The organism is Candidatus Poriferisodalis sp. (genome assembly GCF_965203655.1).
GTDB lineage: Bacteria > Actinomycetota > Acidimicrobiia > Acidimicrobiales > Poriferisodalaceae > Poriferisodalis.
This window is the reverse complement of record NZ_CBDBDD010000003.1, coordinates 86,703-107,381: the sequence shown is the minus strand read 5'-3', so window position 1 is coordinate 107,381 and position 20,679 is coordinate 86,703. Positions and strand designations below refer to the sequence as shown.

Sequence of the window (20,679 nt, the reverse complement as noted above, 5' to 3'; positions counted from 1 at the left end):
GCCGAGCGGCGCACAGTGCGGCGACGACATGCGAACACCAGCGATCAACGATGACAAGCCACGACAACAAGAGAGTGCAACGTGAGCGAGCTTGAGCTAGTCCACCGCGGCAAGGTACGCGAGATGTATCGCGTCGACGACAGGCACCTGTTGATGGTTGCCAGCGACCGCATCTCGGCCTTCGACGTGGTGTTCAACGAACCGGTGCCCGACAAGGGTCGAGTGCTGACGGCCATGACGGCGTGGTGGTCGACCTGGCTCGGCGACATCGCCCCGACCCATGTGGTCTCGGCCGATCCCGGCGACTTCCCGGCTGCGGCGCGACGACCGGAATGGGCCGGCCGAGCCCTGCTCGTTCGCCAGGCGGAGATGCTGCCGATCGAGTGCATCGTGCGCGGGTACATCACCGGTTCGGCATGGAAGGAATACCGCGAGCGAGGCACGATGCACGACGAGCCGCTGCCGGCCGGCCTGCTCGAATCGCAGCAGCTCCCCGAGCCCGTCTTCACGCCATCCACCAAAGCAACCGATGGTCACGACGTGAACATCTCGTTCGATGCTGCCGCCGATCTGGTCGGCCCCGAGGCAGCCGCGGCTGCCCGCCAAGTGTGCGTGGATGCCTACAGCGCCGCGGCCGCGCACGCCTCCGAGCGGGGGATCATCATCGCCGACACCAAGTTCGAGCTGGGCTATGTGGACGGTGCCCTGGTGGTTGCCGACGAGTGGCTGACTCCCGACTCGTCACGTTTCTGGCCCAAGGCCCAATGGCAGCCGGGAGCGTCGCCTCCGTCGCTCGACAAGCAGCCGGTGCGCGACGCGACCGAGGCGACCGGCTGGAACAAGGAGCCGCCGCCTCCGCCGCTGCCCGACGAGGTGGTCAACGCCACCCGTGACCGGTACATCGAAGCATACGAGACATTGACCGGCGAGTCATTCGCCGATTGGGTGTCACGGTCGGCAGTGACCCCCGAAGCGACCGCTTCATGAATCGCTGGGACGTCTTGGTCGAGGTGTCGCCCCGGTCCGAAATCGCCGACCCCGCCGGAACGACCGTCGAACGCGCGTTGCGAGCACTGGGATTCTCGGGTGTCAGCGGCGTCAGAGTCGGCAAAGCCATCCGCTTGGAAGTCTCCGCAGCCGATGAAGCCGAAGCGCGCGCCGTCACCGAGCACATGTGCGAACGCCTGCTGGCGAACCCGGTGATCGAAGATGCCCGGATCGAAGTGCGTGCGACTGTGGCGCACGAATCGGTCTCGTGAGCGTCGCCATCGGCGTAGTCCGGTTTCCCGGTACGAATTGCGATCTCGACACGGTTGATGCATTGACCGAACTGGGTGCCACGACCGAACTATTGGGCAATGACCAAGTGCCGCTGCCTCCGCTCGACGCGGTAGTCATTCCAGGCGGATTTGCGCACGGGGACTACTTGCGAACCGGGGCAATCGCCAGATTCTCTCCCATCATGGACGCAGTGACGGCGTTTGCGAATGCCGGCGGTCCGGTCGTCGGCATCTGCAACGGATTTCAGGTATTGACCGAGGCCGGTCTGCTTCCCGGGGCACTGCGTCCCAATACCGGACTCTCTTTCTTGTGCCAGCCCCAGCGCGTCGTGATGGCGGCAGTCAACCACGTGCTCTCGCACGGACTGTCGCGCTCAGAAGAACTCAGCATTCCGATCAATCACTTCGAAGGGAACTTCGTATGTGATGAGTCGACTCTGCAGCGCTTGCGTGACAATGATCAGATCGTGATGCGCTACATCGACAATCCGAACGGCTCACTCGACGATATTGCCGGTATCTGCAACGAAGCCCGCAATGTCGTGGGCCTGATGCCACACCCTGAAAGGGCTACGGGAGAGTTGCTGGGGTCGGCTGACGGGATCAGATTGCTGAATGCACTGCTGCACGCAGCCGCCGTAGACCGGCAATCGACCAAGAGTCAAGCGGCCTAAAGGACTGCATTAGTGACTATCGCCCACACCGCCAAGAGTGCGGCGAACGTATGTGAGGCGTCAGCCGCCCCGGGTGATGCCAGCGCGGGCAAGCATGTCTGCTGGAACGCCGAACTCGCGCCAGGTGGCGTACTGGATGCCCTTGCGCTGGCCGTAGCTGGCCGCGTGTGTCACGAAGCCTTCCTCGACCGAGGCCATATCGGGCTCGACTTGCAATGCTTCGATGGCTGCTTCGACATCCCGTCGTTCTTGCATGAGCAGCAAGCGCTTAATCGGCTTGGCTTCGCCGATCTGCGCGTCAATTGCGTCGCGCTTCGCATTCAGAGATTCGGCGCTTGGTCGCCGTCCCGGCTTCGGCCGATTGGTTTCGAGAGCCTCGAGATAGTCGCGTACCGCGGCGGCTTCAATGCGCCCGGCCGCGATCGCTGCCTTGTGCTCGTCGGACATAGTTCGTTCGCTCATGACGCTTGTATATCACGGCGACAGTTCTGCGCAACGGAGTCGGCATGACAAGTTCGCCGACCGCATCAGCGAGCGTTTATTCGGCTCTCGGTCTCACAGACGCGGAATTCGCCCACATATGCGAACTGCTGGGACGGGAGCCAAATCACCTCGAACTCGCGATGTATGCCGTCATGTGGTCTGAACACTGTTCCTATAAGTCGTCACGGCGCCACTTGGCCCGTTTGCCGACCGAGGCGCCCTGGGTGTTGGTGGGTCCGGGCGAAAATGCCGGTGTCGTCGATGTCGGGGACGGTATTGCCGTCGCCGTGAGAATCGAGAGTCACAATCACCCGTCTGCGATCGAGCCCTACCAAGGTGCAGCAACCGGGGTCGGGGGCATATTGCGTGACATTTTCACGATGGGAGCCCGCCCGATAGCCCTCGCAGATCCCCTGCGAGTCGGTCCGCTGAATGAGCCGCGCAGCAATTGGATAGCCCAAGGAATAGTCAGCGGGATCTCCGGCTATGGAAACAGCGTCGGAGTTCCCACCATCGCCGGCGAGTTCGTGTCCTGCGAGACGTACCGCGACAACCCGCTGGTGAATGTCGCTGCCGTCGGCATCATGCCGACCGAACGGCTGGTCTTGGGCCGCGCCTCCGAAGTGGGAAACCTCGCTGTTCTCATGGGGGCCAGCACAGGTCGCGACGGCATCGGCGGCGTCAGCGTGCTCGCCTCGGCAGGGTTCGACGAAGCCGCTGACGATGCCGACAAGCGGCCCAGCGTGCAGGTCGGCGATCCGTTCGAGGAAAAGCGCCTCATCGAGGCGTGCCTGGAAATGCTGGACGCAGGATTGGTCAGCGGCATCCAGGATCTCGGCGGGGCGGGTTTGACATGTGCGGCCAGCGAGACGGCCTCGCGTGGCGGGACCGGCATGGAAGTCGACGTCGCTGCGGTGCCGCTGCGCCAGCAAGGCATGGCCCCGTTCGAGATCATGACGTCCGAATCACAGGAGCGGATGCTGGCGATCGTGTCGCCGGCCCGCGTCGACCGGGTATTGGAGATCTGCCGCCGGTGGGAGGTGGCCGCTGCGGTCGTGGGGCGCGTGACCGACGATGGGATGCTGCGGGTGCGAGACGGCGCGGGAGGCGAGCTGCTGGCCGAGATTCCCGCTTCGACGCTCCATGACGATGCGCCCGTCTATGACCGCCCCATGCAGCCGCCCGACGATCGGGTCCCGCGCCGCAGCATCGATCCCGGCGCAGGCGCCGCTGAGCGTGAGGCCGACTGCACTGCCGACCTGCTGGCGATGCTGGTCGATCCGAGGTGGGTGTACCGCCAGTACGACCACCAGCTGTTTCTCAACACGGTGGTAGGACCGGGACACGACGGCACCCTGCTGCGGCTGCGAGATCCGCGCTCGGGCCGGCCGACCGGCCGTGGCCTTGCGGTCACGACCGATGGCAATCATCGTTGGTGTGATGCGGATCCCCGCAGGGGCACCGCAATGGTCGTGATGGAGTCGGCGATGAACCTGGCGTGCGTCGGGGCTGATCCGCTGGCGCTGGTCAACTGTCTCAACTTCGGCAACCCGACCCATCCCGAGGTGATGTGGCAGCTGTCCGAAGCGATCGACGGGATGTCTGAGGCATGTGCCGCGCTTGGGGTGCCCGTCGTGGGCGGCAACGTCAGCCTCTACAACGAGACCAACGGCGAGGACATCTGCCCGACTCCTGTGGTGTGCATGATCGGCGTGCATCCAGCGCTGGACCGCAGGCCGGCTCTCGAGCGGCTGCCGGCGGGCACGGAGATCGTGCTGCTGTCGCCGGGGCCCGCCGCCAGCGACCCGGGTGAGGATGCCGCCGCGGAAGAGGCGGTCCCGCTGGGCGGGAGCCGTTGGGCGTGGGAACGCCGGCGCAACCGGGACGGCGCGCTGCCAGCGCTTGATCTCGCGACCACCGTCGCGACTGCTGGTTTGGTGGCGCGGTCCGTTCGAGCCGGACTCATCCAGCATGCGCACGATGTCTCCGATGGCGGCATCGCCCTGGCCATCGCCGAGATGTGCTGCCGTGGAGACGTGGGAGTGCAGGCTCGAATCCCGCCGCTCGGTTCACCCGCGCCGGCCGTTCGCGCCCTGTTCGCGGAGCCCCCGGGCCGCATCTTGGCGGCTGTCCGACCCGCCGACGTCGAGCGTCTCGCGGCCCAGGCCGCCGCGTCCGGCGTGGAATGCCGGCCCTTGGGGCGATTCGGTGGAACACGAATTCAGATCGGCCGCGAGACGCACCCCGCGTGGGACGTCGACCTGGCACTGCCGGATGCCATCTCTGCATGGAGCGGCGCCTTGGGTGATTCGTTCGCGGCGCCGATCGACGGGGCAGCGGCGTGACGCTCGACCCGGCGACCGGCGTCGATCTGGTCAAGCCGCGTGAAGCGTGCGGCGTGGTCGGCGTCTACCTGCCCGGCGGTCCGGTTGCGCATCTGTGTTACCTCGGGCTGTACGCCCTGCAGCACCGCGGTCAAGAATCGGCGGGGATTGCGGTGTCCGACCGCACGCACATCACCGTGGTGAAGGACATGGGCCTGGTAGCCAGCGCATTCGACGACCGCGTGCTGGCTGGGCTCGAGGGTGATCTGGCAATCGGGCACACGCGCTACTCCACAACGGGATCCAGCTCATGGCGCGCCGCGCAGCCCTTCTACCGGGGGCTGGAGGCAACGGAGTTCGCACTGGGGCACAACGGCAATCTCACCAACACGGCCGAACTCGCAGCAGCATCCGGGATGCTCGATGGCGTCGTCACCAGCGACAGCGACCTGGTCGCGGAGTTGATAGCGCAGCGCATCAACGCAAACCCGCAACTCACCCGCAGCCAGCCGCGCGAGGCGGTCACCGAAGCACTGACCGACGTGCTGGTCACCTTGCGAGGCGGCTTCACGTTCGTTGTCGCCGATCGCGACCGGTTGATCGGCGTGCGTGACCCGCACGGCATCTGGCCGCTCTGCCTCGGGCGACTCAACGTCGCTGGATCCGACGCCGAGCAGCCCCATGCCGACCAGCCCGACGCAGACCAGCCCGGAGGTGGCTGGGTGCTGGCGTCGGAGAATCCCGCGCTCGAGGTCGTGGGCGCCACCTTTGAGCGCGAGGTGGCCCCGGGCGAGATGGTCGTCATCGATGCTGCCGGGTGCCGGTCGCTGTGGCCGTTCGCCGACGCTGTCGCGCCAGACGCTGCCGTGCCAGCGCATCTGTGCATCTTCGAATTTGTGTACTTCTCCCGCCCCGACACCACCTTGGCCGGCCAGAACGTCCACGCAGCACGTCAGCGGATGGGCAGCCACCTCGCAGCAAATGCACCCGTTGACGCCGACCTTGTGATGCCCATACCCGAGTCGGGCATCCCTGCAGCCCAGGGATATGCACGAACCAGCGGCATCTCGTACGGGGACGGCCTGGTGAAGAACCGCTACATCGGCCGAACGTTCATCGCGCCCGACCAGCACGTTCGCTCGCTGGGAGTGCGCACCAAGCTGAATCCCATCAGCTCGAACATCGACGGCCGCCGGCTGGTGGTCGTGGACGACTCGATCGTGCGGGGCACGACCACCCGGTCGATCGTGGAGATGCTGCGGAGCGCCGGCGCGGCCGAGGTGCACCTGCGCATCTCGTCGCCCCCGTATCGCTGGCCGTGCTTCTACGGCATGGACACCGGCACGTCCGACGAGTTGCTCGCGGCCAACCGCAGTCTGAGCGAGATCGAGTCGTTCTTGGGAGTCGACTCGCTGGCATACCTGAGCCTCGACCAGCTCGTCGAAGCCACCGGCGTCCCCGGCGGAGGCTTCTGCCATGCGTGCCTGACCGGCGAGTACCCGGTCGAGATCGGTGGCCGGGCACGGGCGGAGGTGTTCGGCAGCGGTGCCGAAGAGCCGGGCCGCTCCCTGATCGCGACGGGCAGCGTTCAACCCGCTGCGCTCGCCGAATCCGCCGCAGGATGACCGACGACGCGCCCGATGCGCCCGTGGTTGCCGAGCCTGAGCCGCTGACCTACGAAGGGGCGGGCGTCAGCATCGCAGCGGGCGACGAGGCGGTGAGGCGGTTAGCGCCCCACGCGCGCAGCACCTACCGGCCCGAGGTGCTGAGTGACATCGGGGCATTCGGGGCGGTCACGGCCCTGCCGGAGGGCTTCACCGATCCCGTGCTGGTCAGCGCTAACGACGGCGCCGGGACCAAGCCGCTCATCGCCGCGGCGCTCGGACGCTGGGACACGATCGGGATTGACGTAGTGGCGATGTGCGTCGACGACATCGTCACGCTGGGCGCGCAGCCGTTGCTCTTCCACGACCAGATCACGGCGGGGAGCCTCGATCCCGACGTTGTTGAGGCGATCGTGTCGGGATTGGCTGCTGGCTGTCGCAGCGCCGGCTGCGCCCTGGTCGGGGGCGAGCTGGCCGAGCATCCCGACGCGCTTGCGGTCGGTGACTATGACATCGCCGGTTTTGCCGTGGGCGTTGTGGAGCGAGCACGGCTGCGGGGTCCGATCTCGGCCAGCGGAGCGGCGCTCGTGGGATTGGCGTCTGGCGGGTTGCGATGCAACGGCTACAGCCTCGCCCGCCGCGTTCTGCTCACAGGTACCTCCGATGCAGACGCACTCGGGTCGCCAGCCTGGCCGGGTGCCGATCATTCGCTGGGTGACGAGATGCTGCGACCGTCGGTCATCTACACCCCTGCGGTGCTAGCGCTCTTCGACGAATGCGGTGCCGTCGGGGCCGCACACATCACCGGTGGGGGACTGGTCGCGAATGTGACTCGCATGCTTGGCCCCGGCGTCGATGCGGTGCTACGGCGCGGTACCTGGCAGGTGCCCCGGATCTTCGACCGAATCGCGGACGCCGGCCCGGTCACGCCCGACGAGATGGAACGCGTCTTCAATCTTGGCATCGGCATGGTGGTGGCAGTGCCCCCGTGCGAGGTCGATGCGGCGGTCGGCACTGCGCACGACGCCGGACACCAAGCGTGGGTAGTCGGCGAGATCCGCCCGGGCACCGGCACTGCCCACTTGGTCGAAGTGGGCAACTAGGCCCAAATCGGCAGGTCCAGCCCAATACCCTGCCTGCCCATTATCCGGACAGCGCCCCAAGCGCGCCAGGAGCACCGATGACTGCCACCGCGGGGTCTCGACCCACCGCTGCCTATTCCGCCACGCTCGAAGTCGAGCTGGCCCACCAGCCGGGCACGCTCGGCCGGCTGTGCACGGCGATCGGCGACGTAGGCGGCAACATCCAGAGCCTCGACGGCTTCACCATCACCCAGGGCAGCCTGCGCCAGCACATCGTGGTCGACGCGTCGAGCGAGCAGCACATCGTTCAGATCTGCGACGCAGTCAACGGGCTCGAAGGCATCACCGTCATTTCCTCGATGGACCGGACCTTCGAGTTGCACGCCGGCGGCAAGCTCGAGACGGTCACCCGCATCCCGCTGCGCAATGCCGATGACCTCTCCATGGCCTATACGCCCGGCGTCGCACGTGTGTGCCGGGCGATCGCCGACGACCCCGAGCGTGTCCACGACCTGACCATCAAGGGCAACACGGTCGCGATCGTCAGCGACGGCACTGCAGTGCTGGGCCTCGGCGATATCGGCCCGGCCGCGGCGATGCCGGTGATGGAGGGCAAGGCGCTGCTGTTCAAGGAATTCGCCGGGGTGGACGCCTTCCCCATCTGCCTTGATGTCAACGAGCCGGACGAGATCGTGGAGACGGTCATCCGGCTGGCTCCCACCTTCGGAGGCATCAACCTCGAGGACATTGCGGCACCTGGTGCATTCGAAGTCGAGGAGGCACTGCGTGCCGCGCTCGACATCCCCGTGTTCCACGACGATCAGCACGGCACCGCCGTGGTCGCTCTGGCGGCGCTCGAGAACTCGGCTCGCATCGTCGGCAAGGAGCTGGCAAACCTGCGCTGTGTCATCTTGGGGGCAGGTGCTGCGGGCGTGGCGACGGCCAAGATCCTGCTCGGCGCCGGCATCGGGGATGTCATCGCCTGTGACCGCAAGGGAACGATTCACCCTGGCCGCGGCGAGCTGAACCACGCCAAGGAATGGCTGGCTGCCAACACCAACACCGAGCGCATCGCCGGTTCTGTATCTGATGCCATGGCGGGTGCCGATGTGTTCTTCGGATTGAGCGGCCCGGGGCTCATCACCCGCGACGACGTGGAAACGATGGCGGAACGGCCGATCGTGTTCGCGATGGCCAATCCCGATCCCGAGATCCTGCCCGACGCCATCGGCGACATCGCCGCCGTGGTTGCCACCGGCCGCAGCGACTACCCCAACCAGATCAACAACGTGCTGGCGTTCCCCGGCATCTTCCGGGGTGCCTTCGACGCAGGCGCCACCGACATCACCGAGAACATGAAGATCGCCGCCGCCGAAGCCATCGCGGCAGGCGTCTCCAGCGACGACCTGAGCCCCGACCTGGTGATCCCCACAGCCTTCGACCGCTCAGTAGTCCCCGCAGTGGCATCTGCCGTAGCAACAGCAGCCCACAACGACCAAGTCACGCGCCGCTGAACGTCCCGCGGGGACGTGCCACCACGGCACCCCTTGAGTTAGCGGCCGAGGGCGAAGCCCTTCGAGGCCGCTTGTTCCCAGTGGTCGGGACCGGCGTCGATCCGGTGACCTCACGCTTTTCAGGCGCGCGCTCTGCCAACTGAGCTACCCGACCGCGGTCCCGACGGGATTTGAACCCGCGACCTCTGGCTTGACAGGCCAGCGTGAACTCCAGACTTCACCACGGGACCAGTTGTATTGCTGTGTGCCTGCGCCGACGTCGAGACCGGGATCTCTGCCGATGCAAGCGCAGCAACGATAGCCACCTCGATCAGCAATCAGCGCCGCTGACCGCGGTGCGCAGCCGGTCGGCGAGATCGCCGCGCGACAGCACCGACACTCCCTCGCCGCCGCACCACGCTGACAGCGCTTGCAGTTCGGATGCCAACGCCGCGAGAGCGTCTGCGGAAGCCGATGCACTGCTCGGCCACGACCCCGGCTCCGCCCACGAAGCCGGTACTTCCAGCATGTTGCGCTCCCGGTCGAAACGCACATCGAGGCGCGCCACCAGCGCATCGTCGTGCAGGAACGGCAGCACGAAGTAGCCGTACTGCCGCTTGGCCTTGGGCGTGTAGATCTCGATGCGGTAATGGAAGCCGAAGAGCCGCTCGGCGCGTGGGCGGTACCAGACCAGCGGGTCGAATGGGCTGAGCAGCACCGACCGCGATCGTCGCCGGGCAGCGCGCTGGGCGGCGGGCGCGTACCCCGGCCGGTCCCAGCCCTCCACCGTCACCTCGGTGAGCTGGTTGTCCTCGACGAGCTCGGCGATGCGGGCTGGCGCAATGCGCTTCGGCAGCCGGTGGTAGTCGATGAGGTCATCGGCGGTGGCGACGCCGAGACACCGGGCGGCGTCTGCCAGCAGCGCCCGGTGCGCGTCGGGTTCGTCCACGACAGTCGCCACCACCTTGCTAGGCAGCACCCGTTCGATCACGTCGTAGCGGCGCACAAAGCCGGCTCGGTCGGCCACGCCAACCCGGCCTGCCCAGAACAGCCATGCCAGCGCGAGCTTCCCGTTGCTGCGTGTTCCCCACGGCCCGCGTACGCCGGGTCCCCAGTCCATGGCGGCATCCACTTCGCCGGTCGATGCAGGCCCGTTGGCGTCAAGCCAGTCGAGTGCGGCACCGATCTTGGGCTGGTTGGCCTGCCCGAAGCGGGCGTACCCGCTCCACATGTCGCCGGCGGCGCCCCGCCGCATCCGCCAGCCGAACAGCGGCCAGTCGGCCACACGCACGAACGACGCTTCATGACCCCAGTACTCGGTCAGCTCCCGCTCGGCCGTCCGGCGGGCGTACGCCGATCGCTCAAGCAGCCTCAGCACCGTGTCGTGCGTGCCGCCCATGCGGGCCCGCAACACCAGCAGGTGCGAGCGCGCCAGCACATTGACGGCGTCGATCTGCAGCAGGCCCATGTGGTCCATGGCCCTTCGCAGATGCCGGACGTCCAGCCGTCCGTTCGGCAGCGGCGAGGCGAGCCCCTGGGCACCGATAGCGAGGCGGCGCGCCGCCCCCAGGCTCAGGCGGGCTCGTCGGGCACGAGTCACTGTGATGGATCGACGCCTCGGTCGACGGTGCGCGCGATCAGCCGGCGCATCGTCGTGCGGCAGGTGCCGTCAGCAAGCCTTGACGCCGCTCAGCGCTCTTCTCTGAAGATGACGTGGCGTCGCAGCACCGGGTCGTACTTGCGGAGCTCGATCCGGTCGCGGGTGTTCGTCTTGTTCTTGCGCGTCGTGTACGTGTAGCCGGTGCCCTCGGTGGACTTCAGCTTGATGATCGGCCGCTTGTCGCTCTTGGGCATCAGACCTTCTCCCCACGACGGCGCAGATCAGCCACCACCGACTCGATGCCGCGCTTGTTGATCGTCTTGATGCCCTTCGCGCTCACGGTCAGCGTGACCCAGCGCCCCTCGTTGGGCACCCAGAACCGCTTGCGTTGGATGTTCGGCTTGAACCAGCGCTTGGTCCGCCGATGCGAGTGCGACACGTTGAAGCCCGAATGCGGCCGGCGGCCGGTGACTTGGCAGATGTTGCTCATCCGAAGCAGCTCCCTGCGGGTGGGCTTGACAGCGGCGCACAAGGCTACCGAGCTGTCTCGTACTGACCCACTCAGCCTGTCGCCAACCGGGGGATGATCTCGCGGCCGACGCGTTCGAGCACCTCGTAGCGGGGGTCGAAGTTGGGCAGAATCATGATCTGGTCGAGCCCCCGCTCGCCCAGGTCGGCCAGTCGTTCGGTGACCTGGTCGGCTGTGCCCACGACGCAGGTGGCGTCGATGAGTTCGTCGTTGAGGAATCGAGCCTCTTCAGGCAGCACCCAGCAGTTGTGGCCGGCGTGGATCCGCTGGTGAATGCGATCGGGGTCGGTGTCGTCGAGCATGGCGCAGTACTCGTCCCAGACCGCCTCCAGACGGGCGCCCGGAGACCTGCCGAATTGCCGGTACTGGTCATAGGAGTAGTGCAGCGACGCCATCGCGAAGGCACCCGCTTCATGGTGGACTCGCTCACGCTGGCTGGCGAGGGTCTCGCCGTCGTCCAGGATCACGATCGTGGTGAGCGAGCACATCAGGTAGTCGGCGCGGTCGATCGAGCGTCCGGCATCCGCGGCACCCGCTTCGATGTACTCCCAGACGCGTGCCGTGGCCGAGCCGTCGGGCGGCACCGAGAGCACCGCGCCATCGCCGTAGCGACCCGCAAGCCCCAGCGACCGCGGTCCGAAACCTGACACGTACAGCGGGATCTCGTCGTCGAAGTTGACAAACCCGTTGTCCGGCATGATGTGGCGGATCGGCTGGGCGCTGCCGCCGAAGTGGTGGACGGCTTCCTCGCCGCGCAGCAGCGGTCGCAGCGCCGCCAGGTACTGATCGAACTCGGCGATGCGCTGGGGTTTGTGTCCCATGATCCGCATCGCCGTGTTGCCGGTGCCGATGCCGAGGAATGTCCGGCCGGGCGCGAGCGCGTTGATCGTGGCGATCGACGCGGCCGTCACCGGTGCTGGCCGTGTGCCCGAGACCGACACGCCAGTGCCGAGCTGGATGGTGCTGGTGCGCTCGGCGGCGAGCGCCAGCGTCGCGTAGCAGTCCGACCACAGCATGTGGCTGTCCGCGAACCAGGCATGGGTGTAACCGAGCTCCTCGGCGCGCTCGACGTAGTCGAGATCGCCGATGTGCGATGCGATGCAGATCCCCAAGTCCATGTCTGTTCCCCGTCGTCGGTCCGACCGGTCCGCGACATGTCCATCGCGGCCAGCGCGGACACGCTAGACACGAACCGTGGCGTCCGACGGGGCGAAGTCGTCGAAGAAGAGCCGCAAGAAGGCGGCCAAGGCTCCTGCCGCGCAGGTCACGACGAAGATGCGCCGGCGCCACATCGAGCGGGGCCGCTATTCCAATGCGCCGGTTGACCGCGCCGCCGGCGGGGTCGTCTGCCACGACGGTGCCGTGCTGGTGGTGCATCGGCCGCGATACGACGACTGGTCGCTGCCGAAGGGCCACCTCAACCGGGGCGAGACCTGGGAGGAGGCGGCGCTGCGGGAGGTCCGCGAGGAAACGGGCGTGCGCTGCGCAATCACGTCCGCGCCCTACCCGGTCAGCTACCTGATCGCCAGCGGGGTGCCCAAGCTGGTGCTCTTCTACGCGATGGCCCCGACCAAGGTGCCCAAGCGGCTCGCGGGCGACCCGAGTGAGGTCGACGAGGTGGCTTGGTGGGACATCGCCGACGCCGTGCGGGCGCTGAGCTACGAAACAGAACGCGAAGCCTGCGCCGCGCTCACTATCTCCCACCTGCGCCGCCGCACCTCCGCCGCTGGCTAGTTGCCGAGCCGCCTGGATCGGCCTCTCATGGGTTTCTCATGATCCGCATTCCAGAATGAGGCCATGGGTGCTGATCGGCCGAGCGGTGCCAGCCCCGCGGTAGCCGTCGTCGACGACGATCAGCGCATCCGAGCGGCATTGCGCCGCGCCCTGCAGCTCGAGGGTTATGACGTGCTCGAAGGCAGCGATGGCCTCGAAGGCGAGGCGCTGGCCGGCCGGGCAGACGTGATGGTGCTGGATGCCACCATGCCGAACCTGGGCGGCTTCGAGCTGTGCCGCCGCCTGCGCGCCGCCGGGAGCCGCCTTCCGATCCTGCTGCTGACGGCGCGGGGCACCACTGCGGATCGGGTGGAAGGCCTCGATGCCGGTGCCGACGACTACTTGGCCAAGCCGTTCGCGCTCGACGAACTACTGGCTCGGCTGCGGGCACTGCTGCGCCGGAGTGCCGGGGGCTCCTCGCCGGACGAAGGCGAGCGGCTGGCATGCGCTGGCATCGTGCTCGACACGGCCAGCTACGAGGTGACCTGCGCGGGCGAGCCCATCTCGCTGACCCACACTGAGCACCGGCTGCTGGAACTGTTCCTGCGCAACCCCGGTCGTGTTCTGCACCGCGACGAGATCTACGACACGGTGTGGGGTTACGACGCGTCGCTGGCCTCGAACTCCCTGGAGGTCTACGTCGGCTACCTGCGGCGCAAACTCGCGGCGGCGACAGTGGGCTCCGACGGCCACAGCCCGATCCGGACCGTGCGCGGCGTGGGATACGTGCTCCGAGAAAACGCCAAGAGCTGAACGTTCTCGTCGTGTCGCCCGTTGCTTCCCGCTCTTGTTCCCAATTCGTATTCGATACGGGCTCACGGGCCGCTCGGGCCACGGCTCCGCCTCTGGGCCCCACATGAGCTTCCGTACCCGGCTCGGGCTGCTGGTGGCGGCCTCGGTTGCCGTCGCCGTGCTGGCGGTCTCGGGAGTCGCGCTGTGGATTGCCCGAGCCGAGGCCCGATCGGCGCTCGACCGCAAGCTGGACGACCGCGTCGCCGTGCTGGTCGCGAGCGGCGGACGCATGCCCGAACGCCGAGGCGTGCAGTTCTTCGGACGATTTGTCCCGCGGGACGTGCTTGTGCAGATCGTGGCTTCGAACGGTGCCGTGGTGTACGCGTCTGACGAAGTGCTGCCAGTGGCGCCCGCAGACGTTGCCGTGGCAAATGGCCGGGCTCACCGCCACCGAAGCGATGTGTCCGCGGACGGTGTGCGCCTGCGAGTGCTGACCGTGCCGGTCGCGCCCGTGGGAGCGCTGATGGTCGCCAGCCCGCTCGACGAGGTCGATGCGAACGTGACGGGCCTGCGCAATGCGCTGGCCGTTGTGGCTGCCGTCGGCGTCGCGGGAGCCGGATTGCTGGGATTCCTGGTGGCGGGCCGTGCCATCCGGCCGGTTCGGCGGCTCACCGACGCGGCACGGAACGTCGCGCGGACCCAAGACCTGGACCAGCCCATCGAGCTTGAACGCGATGACGAGCTGGGCGAGCTGGCACGCAGCTTCAACGCGATGCTGGAGGCCTTGGCGCTGTCGCGCGCCCAGCAGCATCGACTGGTCACCGACGCAGGCCACGAGCTGCGGACACCGCTCACAAGTATCCGCACCAACATCGAATTGCTGGCGCGAGCCGAGCAGTTGGCGACGCCAGTAGAGGATGCTGGCGACGCCGTCGGCGACGCAGTCGTTGCACTCGACGGCGATGAGCGCCGCCAGATGCTCGACGATGTCCAGTTCGAGCTCGACCAGCTCACCGAACTGGTGAATGAGCTCGTCGAGTTGGCGACCGACCAGCGATCCCAGGGCGAGCCGGAGCGCGTCGACCTGGCCGAGCTAGCTGCGTCGGTGGTGGACCGGCACCGCCGCCGGACCGAGACGGATTTTGTAACCGAGTTCGAGCCGTGCGAGGTGGTGGTGAGTGCGGCGCTGGTCGAGCGAGCGATCGGCAATCTCGTCGACAATGCGGTGAAGTGGTCGCCACCGGGCGAGCCCGTCGAGATCAGCGTCGCTGCAGTCGACCGGGAGGCTCACGTCCGGGTGCGCGACCGCGGACCCGGCATCCCCACGGCCCTACGCGAGACCGTCTTCGAGCGCTTCTATCGGGTGCCCGAAGCGCGCTCGCAGCCCGGTTCCGGCCTCGGGCTGTCCATCGTCGACTACGTCGCTCGCAGCCACGACGGTTCAGCGTCGGTCATCGACACCGACGGTCCAGGCACCACAGTCGAGTTCCGGCTCCCGCTGGCCGAGCTTGACTGAAGCGGTCGCCGGTTTCCAGCACCCCCAACGGGATTCGAACCCGTGCCGCCGGCGTGAAAGGCCGGTGTCCTAGGCCGCTAGACGATGGGGGCAGGACACATCAGGCTACGCCTCGTCACCACAGCGGCCAATGGTGCTCGGTGTAGGAAATTCGAGAGTTTCGATGTAGGGAATTCCGTCGCTGGTGATCAGCGGTGTGCGGCGTCGATGAGCTCTGCCAGCAGGCCGCCGAGGTAGTGGTATCGAAGCCTCGGCCGCTGGGCGGGATCGTGCGGATCGAGATCGGTCGGGTCCTCTTCCTCGGAGATGTCGAGCTGTGTGCCGAGCACCAGCCGCAGCTCATTGAGGCCCTGCATCCAGGCGATGACCTGTGCATCATCGAGGTGGTCGGCTTCGAGCGTGCCGTCCAGCAGATCGAGATGTTCCAGCCGCTCGGCGAGCAGCTCGTCACGCATGAGCCGCTGGTACTCCGCGTCGCGGTCGGGGTCGGCGAGATATGCCGGCGGGAAGAGACGCCGCAGCGATGGATCCAGACCCTCGCCGCCGTCACGTGCAGGTGTGTGATCCAGCAGGTTGCTGCGCAGTTCGCCCACTAGGTCGGTGAGCAGCCGCCGCTCCCAGTCCGCGAGGTGCACGCTCACGAGCGAGCCACGGGCACCGAAGCGGGTGCCGGTCATGCGCCCGCTGCCGCCGTCTCGAGACGGCTGCTCGCTGCCTGCGAAGACTCAGCCATAGCTCAGTCGTCTTTCTGCATCGTGGCCCACAGGCCGTACTCGTGTAGGCGGAAGACATCGAGCTCGGCCTGCTCGCGCGTCCCCCACGCGACTGCTGCGCGGCCCTTGTGGTGGACGTCCAGCATCAGCTGGGTCGCCTTGGCCTCGCTGTAGCCGAAGAGCTTCTGGAACACGTACACGACGTAGCTCATCAGGTTGATCGGGTCATTCCACACCAGCACGACCCACGGCGCGTCGGTGCTGTGCTCGTCTTCGCTGGTCGGATCGCGGACAACCTCGGGCTCGGCAACGGCTGGCGCGTTCGCCAGTCGCGGTGAGACAGCTGGCGCGTTCGGGCTCACGGCTTCATTCTGCGAACGCGCGGCCCGCGATGCCAACCGATTCGCCAACACCAACCTCGGCAGCCAGCACCAAGCGGGTCATCGTGATGGTGAGCAGCGTTGCGCCGACCACATGCAACGCCACGAGCAGCACGGGCAGCTCATTGAAGTACTGCACGTACCCGATCGCCGCCTGCACAGCCATGACCCCGATCACGATCCGGATGCGCCGGCCAAGCGCGGTCGTTGCGTCGCCCATCGCGGCGTCCCCCTGCGTCGCGGCCAGCCGTCGCACCCGGAAGGCGAGCAACAACATGGCCGCAACCAGCACTGCCACCGTGATGCCGTGAATGCGCGCCACCGACGGCAGGGCGTACTGCAGGCGCTCGACATGCTCGTCACCGCCGTGGGGCCCGGTGCCGGTCACCACCGTCCCGGTCCACAGGGCCGCAGCCGTGAGCGTCGCGGCGAGCCATGCGAGTGTCCGGATCTGCGTCGGCAGCCGGGCCGCGCCGTTGCCGAAGGGCGACGGCTCCCATGACGCTCGATGCTGCAAGACGACCGCAGCCGACACCAGCACCTGCGACGCCAAGAAGTGCGACATCACGATCGGCGGGGACAGGTGAGTCAGCACGGTCACCGCGCCGAGGCCGATCTGGAAGACCACGCCGGCCACTAGGCCCAGAGACCACCACACCAAGTCGCCCCGGCGCGGTCGCCGCCACCACGACGCCGCCACAGCCATCACCACAGCCAGCGACACCAAGCCGGTCACGATGCGATTGCCGAATTCCACCCAGCCGTGAAAGTCGGCCGCCGGCACGAACTCGCCGGGCTCGCAAGTCGGCCAGTCGCTGCATCCCAACCCGCTGCCGGTGAGCCGCACGAGCGAACCGGTGATAACGATCGCCACGAGCGACCACAGGGCCCAGCGCGCAATTGTGGCGAAACGCTCGGGCGCGATCTCCAGCCTGCGCTCTCGCTGCCGCGGAAGTCCCGGCAATCTCACGCTGAAACGCTAGAGGTCACTCGTAGCCTCACAGCAATGCTGGCGGCGCTACGCCCATCACTGCGTGGATCAACATTGCGGGGATACGTCGCGCTCACCAAACCGCGCATCATCGAGCTGTTGCTGGTGACGACGGTGCCGCCGATGTTCGTGGCCGAGCGGGGCGTGCCGTCGGTGGCGCTGATGCTGTTCACCGTCGTCGGCGGCACGCTGTCCGCAGCGGGCGCCAACACCTTCAACATGTACATCGATCGCGACATCGACGCCACGATGGCTCGCACGGCCCACCGTCCGCTGGTGGTCGGCACGGTGACACCGCGCGCTGCGTTGATCTACGGCGTCGTGCTCGAGGCGGCAGCGTTCGGGATTCTGTGGTGGGGCGCCAACCTGCTCGCAGCCCTGCTCGCGCTGGCTGCGTGCCTGTTCTACGTATTCGTGTACACGTTGTGGCTGAAGCGGTCGTCGGCACAGAACATCGTCATCGGCGGGGCGGCCGGTGCTGCGCCGGTGCTCGTGGGCTGGGCGGCCGTGACCGGCACGCTGTCGCTTGAGGCCTGGATCGCGTTCGCGATCGTCTTCTTCTGGACGCCGCCGCATTTCTGGGCGCTGGCCATCCGCTATGCCGACGACTACGACACCGCCGAGGTGCCGATGCTGCCGTCGGTGGCCAGCGAGCGCTCGGTGCTGGTCCAGATGACGCTTCACACCCTTGCGGTGATCGCGCTGTCGCTGTGGTTTGCCGTGGAGGCCGGGGCCGGAGGCCTGTACTGGGCGGTCGCGTTGGCCGGCGGCGCAGCGTTCGGATGGCAGCTGGTGACACTGTGGCGCGCGCTGACACCCCAGACCGCGATGCGCGTGTTCCACACCTCGATCGCGTACCTGGGGCTGCTGTTCGCGGCGATGGCTGTCGACGTGGTCGTCCGGCTCAGCTGGTGATGCAGCCAGAGGCTGAGCCCCAGGCCCGAGCGGCCTGCGAGCGAAGCGAGCTAGAGCGGACAACACAGTGCGAAGCCGTGGCCCGAGCGGCCCGTGAGCCCGATCACATGAGGACGGGATCAAGAGCGGGAAGCAACGAGCATTGCGATGCGAACAATCTGGTTGAGGGGGCTGCGGGTCGCTAGAGTGCGCCGTTGGCGCCGCCTCAAAGCGGCGCTGCCAGCCGAGTTCGGGAACCACTTCGCCGCATGACCGACGCCACTACCGAAGCTGCGCATTCGACAGGGTCTGCCGTAGCTCCGCAGGCAGAAGACCCGACCGCGTTCGGTCTGCTCAACACGGCCGACCACAAGCGCATCGGCCGGCTGTTCATCGGCTTCTCGCTGCTCTTCGCGCTCGCCGGCGCCGTCACCGATGTGCTGGTGCGCTTCGATCTCGCCTCCGACAGCGGGCATACGGTGCTCAATCTCGAGACCTTCACCCAAGTCTTCATGTTCACCCGCGATGCGCTGGTCTTCGGAATGCTTATCCCGTTCTTCCTGGGCGTTGCGATCTACATCGTCCCGCTGCAGGTCGGCGCACCCAACATTGCCTTCGCCCGGGCGGCAGCCCTGTCGTTCTGGGGCTGGCTGGTGTCGTTCGGCGTGCTGGTCGGCGCGTACATCGGCAACGGCGGGCCCGCCGGTGGCTGGGATGCCGGCGTGCGGCTGCACATGCTCGCCCTGGCGGGACTGGTGATGTCGCTGATCGTCGGTGCCATCTGTGTCGCCGTCACCACACTTACGATGCGTGCGCCAGGCATGTACATGGATCGCACGCCACCGTTCGCGTGGTCCGCGCTCGTCACGGCATCGATGCTGGTGGTCAGCCTCGGCGTCGTGCTGGGCCAGCTCGTCCTGCTCTACATCGACCACCGCTACGGCCGCCACTTCCTGGACGGCAACTACGGCGTCTGGCCCCGCATCGACTGGATGTACCGGACGCCGCAGCTGTTCATCTATGTCGTGCCGGTGCTGGGCGTGGCGGCTGAGATCATGCTGGCCGCTGCACGCCGCTGGGTCTTCGAGCCGCTGGCGCTGTACTTCACCATGGGCCTCGTCGGCCTGTTCGGCTTCGGTGCCTGGGCCAACTTCGGCATCGCCAGCGAGGGCGAAGACATCGTCGACGGCCTCGAGGGCATCGTGCTGGTCGGCCTCTACGCCGGTGCACTGGCCGGAGTCGGCGGCCTGCTGGCGCTGCTGGGATTCACCGTGTGGCAAAGCCGCAAGTGGCCGCGTCCCACCACCGCGGTGCTGGCCGCGTTCGGCGCCGGCAAGCTCATCGCAGTCGCCGCCCTCGTCGGGCTGATCGGCGCCGGCGTGGACTGGCTGAACATCGCGGGCCGTGGCATCGACGGCAACGCCCCGCTGCGGTTCACCACTTGGGTCACCGGTCAGCAGAGCCTGCTCATCTACGGCGCGGGGCTGCTGGGAATGCTGGCGGCACTGCATTGGTGGGCCCCGAAGATCTGGGGACGGCGACTGTCGGAGTTCGCCGGCTGGGCCAGCTTCGCCGCGATCGGCGGGGGCGCCTTTCTGGCATGGCTCGGCCCGACGCTGTCCGGTGCGTTCACCGAGCAACCCCAGTTCGTCTACAACGATCCGCTGCTGACCACCGACTATGACAGCCTGATCGACAGCTCTGCCGCGGAGGGCCTCTCGGTGGTCGGCGGCATCGGTGTGGTCGTCGTGCTGGCCGGTATCGGGCTTGTCGTATTGAATCTGCTCGTCTCGGTGGGCATGGGCAAGGGTGCCGAAGCTGATGCCGATCCGTGGGGCGGCCTCACGCCTGAGTGGCTGCTCGACTCGCCTCCGGCGTTGGGACAATCCGATTCCCTGCCGCAGCTGAGTTCGGGCACGCCCCTGCTCGATGCCGAGCTCAACGGCAGTGTCACGCCGGCCGAGCGCGAGGCCGCTGAGGTGCTGGCCTGATGTCCGAGACTGCGGTGAGCACCGTCGAGGCGCCCGAGCCCGGGCGCTACACCGTCCCCGGTCCGCCGCCGCGCCCACGCAGCCAGCTCGTCGGCACTGGCTTCGCCATTGCGGCAGGCTCCATGGCGGTTGCAGGCGCGCTGGGCCACTACATGGCCCGCCGCCACATCCTCGATGACCCCGGACACGACTGGCTGGCCGGCCAATCCGTGCCGAACCCGCAGCTGGTCTACGCCCTCATCACGCTGCTGGTTTCGGTGGTGACGGCGCACTGGGCGCACTGGGCCAGCCGACGGGGCGAACGCGGCCACACCTGGGTGGGCATGGCTATCACGCTGGTAATGGGATTCGCCTTCTTCAACATGGTGATGTACAGCCTCAACCGCATGGAGATCGAGCTCGGCGCGGGGGAGTGGGAGAACTTGGCGTTCTCGGTGACCGGGCTCTCGCTGGCGATATTGATCGTCGGAATGTTCTATCTCGGCCTGATGACACTGAGATCGCTGGGTGGCAGCGTCGGCCGCGACCGCTCGACGCCGCTGGGTTCAGCGGTCTTCTTCTGGGACTTCGCCGTGCTTGCGTGGGCCGCCACCTGGTACGTCGTCTTCGTGGTGAAGTAG

20 protein-coding genes, 3 tRNA genes and 1 pseudogene are annotated in these 20,679 nt (G+C 67.3%); 13 read left to right on the top strand and 11 right to left on the bottom strand.

The window, feature by feature from the left end:
• Positions 1-72: 72 nt before the first annotated feature.
• The 3 genes and pseudogenes from ACOGW9_RS01945 to purQ all read left to right on the top strand — a co-directional run.
• Positions 73-987, top strand: a pseudogene (locus ACOGW9_RS01945) (phosphoribosylaminoimidazolesuccinocarboxamide synthase); the annotation flags it as partial.
• Positions 984-1,259, top strand: coding sequence for a phosphoribosylformylglycinamidine synthase subunit PurS (purS, locus tag ACOGW9_RS01940; RefSeq protein WP_419907859.1), 276 nt, complete (start codon positions 984-986; stop codon positions 1,257-1,259). The pseudogene ACOGW9_RS01945 and the gene purS, both read left to right, overlap by 4 nt.
• Entirely contained in the window at positions 1,256-1,954 is a 699-nt protein-coding gene (gene purQ, locus ACOGW9_RS01935) for a phosphoribosylformylglycinamidine synthase subunit PurQ (protein WP_419907857.1), read from the top strand. Before purS ends, purQ begins: the two co-directional genes overlap by 4 nt.
• 60 nt (positions 1,955-2,014) lie before the next feature.
• Here purQ and ACOGW9_RS01930 read toward each other — a convergent pair whose 3' ends face one another.
• Positions 2,015-2,416, bottom strand: coding sequence for a hypothetical protein (locus tag ACOGW9_RS01930; protein ID WP_419907855.1), 402 nt, complete (start codon positions 2,414-2,416; stop codon positions 2,015-2,017).
• Between the two features lie 44 nt (positions 2,417-2,460).
• Between ACOGW9_RS01930 and purL the strand changes: the two genes are divergently transcribed.
• The 4 genes from purL (at position 2,461) to ACOGW9_RS01910 (ending at position 8,961) form a co-directional block, all read left to right on the top strand.
• On the top strand, positions 2,461-4,782 hold the full coding sequence (gene purL, locus ACOGW9_RS01925; RefSeq protein ID WP_419907853.1) for a phosphoribosylformylglycinamidine synthase subunit PurL: 2,322 nt from the start codon (positions 2,461-2,463) through the stop codon (positions 4,780-4,782).
• Positions 4,779-6,386: an amidophosphoribosyltransferase gene (purF, locus tag ACOGW9_RS01920; RefSeq protein ID WP_419907851.1), complete on the top strand. Its 1,608-nt coding sequence runs from the start codon at positions 4,779-4,781 to the stop codon at positions 6,384-6,386. The genes purL and purF overlap by 4 nt, the downstream gene beginning before the upstream one ends.
• Positions 6,383-7,468 carry a phosphoribosylformylglycinamidine cyclo-ligase gene (gene purM, locus ACOGW9_RS01915; protein ID WP_419907849.1) on the top strand — a complete coding sequence of 362 codons (1,086 nt, stop codon included), beginning with the start codon at positions 6,383-6,385 and terminating at the stop codon, positions 7,466-7,468. The genes purF and purM overlap by 4 nt, the downstream gene beginning before the upstream one ends.
• A 77-nt stretch (positions 7,469-7,545) precedes the next feature.
• A complete protein-coding gene (locus ACOGW9_RS01910; RefSeq protein WP_419907847.1) occupies positions 7,546-8,961 on the top strand; it encodes an NAD-dependent malic enzyme in 1,416 nt (471 codons plus the stop codon).
• A gap of 81 nt (positions 8,962-9,042) precedes the next feature.
• Here ACOGW9_RS01910 and ACOGW9_RS01905 read toward each other — a convergent pair.
• From ACOGW9_RS01905 to ACOGW9_RS01880, 6 genes are all read right to left on the bottom strand, one after another.
• Positions 9,043-9,115 (bottom strand) — tRNA-Phe (locus ACOGW9_RS01905).
• A gap of 1 nt (position 9,116) precedes the next feature.
• Positions 9,117-9,191, bottom strand: a tRNA-Asp gene (locus tag ACOGW9_RS01900).
• An 80-nt stretch (positions 9,192-9,271) separates the two neighbouring features.
• A complete protein-coding gene (locus tag ACOGW9_RS01895) occupies positions 9,272-10,540 on the bottom strand; it encodes a winged helix-turn-helix domain-containing protein (RefSeq protein WP_419907845.1) in 1,269 nt (422 codons plus the stop codon).
• Between the two features lie 89 nt (positions 10,541-10,629).
• The gene (gene rpmG / locus ACOGW9_RS01890; protein WP_419907843.1) at positions 10,630-10,794 is read right to left on the bottom strand and encodes a 50S ribosomal protein L33; all 165 of its coding nucleotides are present in this window, start codon (positions 10,792-10,794) and stop codon (positions 10,630-10,632) included.
• On the bottom strand, positions 10,794-11,030 hold the full coding sequence (rpmB, locus tag ACOGW9_RS01885; protein WP_323671456.1) for a 50S ribosomal protein L28: 237 nt from the start codon (positions 11,028-11,030) through the stop codon (positions 10,794-10,796). Before rpmB ends, rpmG begins: the two co-directional genes overlap by 1 nt.
• A gap of 71 nt (positions 11,031-11,101) precedes the next feature.
• Complete coding sequence (locus tag ACOGW9_RS01880) at positions 11,102-12,187, bottom strand: LLM class flavin-dependent oxidoreductase (protein WP_419907840.1); 1,086 nt, start codon at positions 12,185-12,187, stop codon at positions 11,102-11,104.
• Between the two features lie 76 nt (positions 12,188-12,263).
• Between ACOGW9_RS01880 and ACOGW9_RS01875 the strand changes: the two genes are divergently transcribed.
• The 3 genes from ACOGW9_RS01875 to ACOGW9_RS01865 all read left to right on the top strand — a co-directional run bounded on the left by ACOGW9_RS01875 (position 12,264) and on the right by ACOGW9_RS01865 (position 15,090).
• Entirely contained in the window at positions 12,264-12,803 is a 540-nt protein-coding gene (locus ACOGW9_RS01875; protein ID WP_419907838.1) for an NUDIX hydrolase, read from the top strand.
• A gap of 63 nt (positions 12,804-12,866) precedes the next feature.
• A complete protein-coding gene (locus ACOGW9_RS01870; protein WP_419907836.1) occupies positions 12,867-13,595 on the top strand; it encodes a response regulator transcription factor in 729 nt (242 codons plus the stop codon).
• 103 nt (positions 13,596-13,698) lie between these two features.
• Positions 13,699-15,090, top strand: coding sequence for an ATP-binding protein (locus ACOGW9_RS01865; RefSeq protein ID WP_419907834.1), 1,392 nt, complete (start codon positions 13,699-13,701; stop codon positions 15,088-15,090).
• A gap of 19 nt (positions 15,091-15,109) precedes the next feature.
• Here ACOGW9_RS01865 and ACOGW9_RS01860 read toward each other — a convergent pair.
• From ACOGW9_RS01860 to ACOGW9_RS01845, 4 genes are all read right to left on the bottom strand, one after another.
• Positions 15,110-15,182 (bottom strand) — tRNA-Glu (locus tag ACOGW9_RS01860).
• 96 nt (positions 15,183-15,278) lie between these two features.
• Positions 15,279-15,767 carry a DUF2017 family protein gene (locus ACOGW9_RS01855; protein WP_419907832.1) on the bottom strand — a complete coding sequence of 163 codons (489 nt, stop codon included), beginning with the start codon at positions 15,765-15,767 and terminating at the stop codon, positions 15,279-15,281.
• A gap of 59 nt (positions 15,768-15,826) precedes the next feature.
• Positions 15,827-16,165, bottom strand: a complete 339-nt coding sequence (clpS, locus tag ACOGW9_RS01850) for an ATP-dependent Clp protease adapter ClpS (protein ID WP_419907830.1) — start codon at positions 16,163-16,165, stop codon at positions 15,827-15,829.
• Positions 16,166-16,169: 4 nt separating this feature from the next.
• Positions 16,170-17,153 (bottom strand): COX15/CtaA family protein, encoded by a 984-nt coding sequence (locus ACOGW9_RS01845; protein WP_419907828.1) that lies wholly within the window; start codon positions 17,151-17,153, stop codon positions 16,170-16,172.
• A gap of 36 nt (positions 17,154-17,189) precedes the next feature.
• Here ACOGW9_RS01845 and ACOGW9_RS01840 point away from each other — a divergent pair, with 36 nt between their 5' ends.
• The 3 genes from ACOGW9_RS01840 to ACOGW9_RS01830 all read left to right on the top strand — a co-directional run bounded on the left by ACOGW9_RS01840 (position 17,190) and on the right by ACOGW9_RS01830 (position 20,679).
• Complete coding sequence (locus ACOGW9_RS01840) at positions 17,190-18,089, top strand: heme o synthase (protein WP_419907826.1); 900 nt, start codon at positions 17,190-17,192, stop codon at positions 18,087-18,089.
• A 248-nt stretch (positions 18,090-18,337) separates the two neighbouring features.
• Positions 18,338-20,059, top strand: a complete 1,722-nt coding sequence (locus ACOGW9_RS01835) for a cbb3-type cytochrome c oxidase subunit I (RefSeq protein WP_419907824.1) — start codon at positions 18,338-18,340, stop codon at positions 20,057-20,059.
• Complete coding sequence (locus tag ACOGW9_RS01830) at positions 20,059-20,679, top strand: cytochrome c oxidase subunit 3 (RefSeq protein WP_419907822.1); 621 nt, start codon at positions 20,059-20,061, stop codon at positions 20,677-20,679. Before ACOGW9_RS01835 ends, ACOGW9_RS01830 begins: the two co-directional genes overlap by 1 nt.

Coding starts and splice junctions, on each gene's coding strand:
- purS (WP_419907859.1), top strand. CDS start 984: ATGAATCGCTGGGACGTCTTGGTCGAGGTGTCGCCCCGGTCCGAAATC.
- ACOGW9_RS01930 (WP_419907855.1), bottom strand. CDS start 2,416: ATGAGCGAACGAACTATGTCCGACGAGCACAAGGCAGCGATCGCGGCC.
- purL (WP_419907853.1), top strand. CDS start 2,461: ATGACAAGTTCGCCGACCGCATCAGCGAGCGTTTATTCGGCTCTCGGT.
- purM (WP_419907849.1), top strand. CDS start 6,383: ATGACCGACGACGCGCCCGATGCGCCCGTGGTTGCCGAGCCTGAGCCG.
- ACOGW9_RS01910 (WP_419907847.1), top strand. CDS start 7,546: ATGACTGCCACCGCGGGGTCTCGACCCACCGCTGCCTATTCCGCCACG.
- rpmG (WP_419907843.1), bottom strand. CDS start 10,794: ATGCCCAAGAGCGACAAGCGGCCGATCATCAAGCTGAAGTCCACCGAG.
- rpmB (WP_323671456.1), bottom strand. CDS start 11,030: ATGAGCAACATCTGCCAAGTCACCGGCCGCCGGCCGCATTCGGGCTTC.
- ACOGW9_RS01880 (WP_419907840.1), bottom strand. CDS start 12,187: ATGGACTTGGGGATCTGCATCGCATCGCACATCGGCGATCTCGACTAC.
- ACOGW9_RS01870 (WP_419907836.1), top strand. CDS start 12,867: ATGGGTGCTGATCGGCCGAGCGGTGCCAGCCCCGCGGTAGCCGTCGTC.
- ACOGW9_RS01865 (WP_419907834.1), top strand. CDS start 13,699: ATGAGCTTCCGTACCCGGCTCGGGCTGCTGGTGGCGGCCTCGGTTGCC.
- ACOGW9_RS01855 (WP_419907832.1), bottom strand. CDS start 15,767: ATGACCGGCACCCGCTTCGGTGCCCGTGGCTCGCTCGTGAGCGTGCAC.
- ACOGW9_RS01840 (WP_419907826.1), top strand. CDS start 17,190: ATGCTGGCGGCGCTACGCCCATCACTGCGTGGATCAACATTGCGGGGA.
- ACOGW9_RS01835 (WP_419907824.1), top strand. CDS start 18,338: ATGACCGACGCCACTACCGAAGCTGCGCATTCGACAGGGTCTGCCGTA.
- ACOGW9_RS01830 (WP_419907822.1), top strand. CDS start 20,059: ATGTCCGAGACTGCGGTGAGCACCGTCGAGGCGCCCGAGCCCGGGCGC.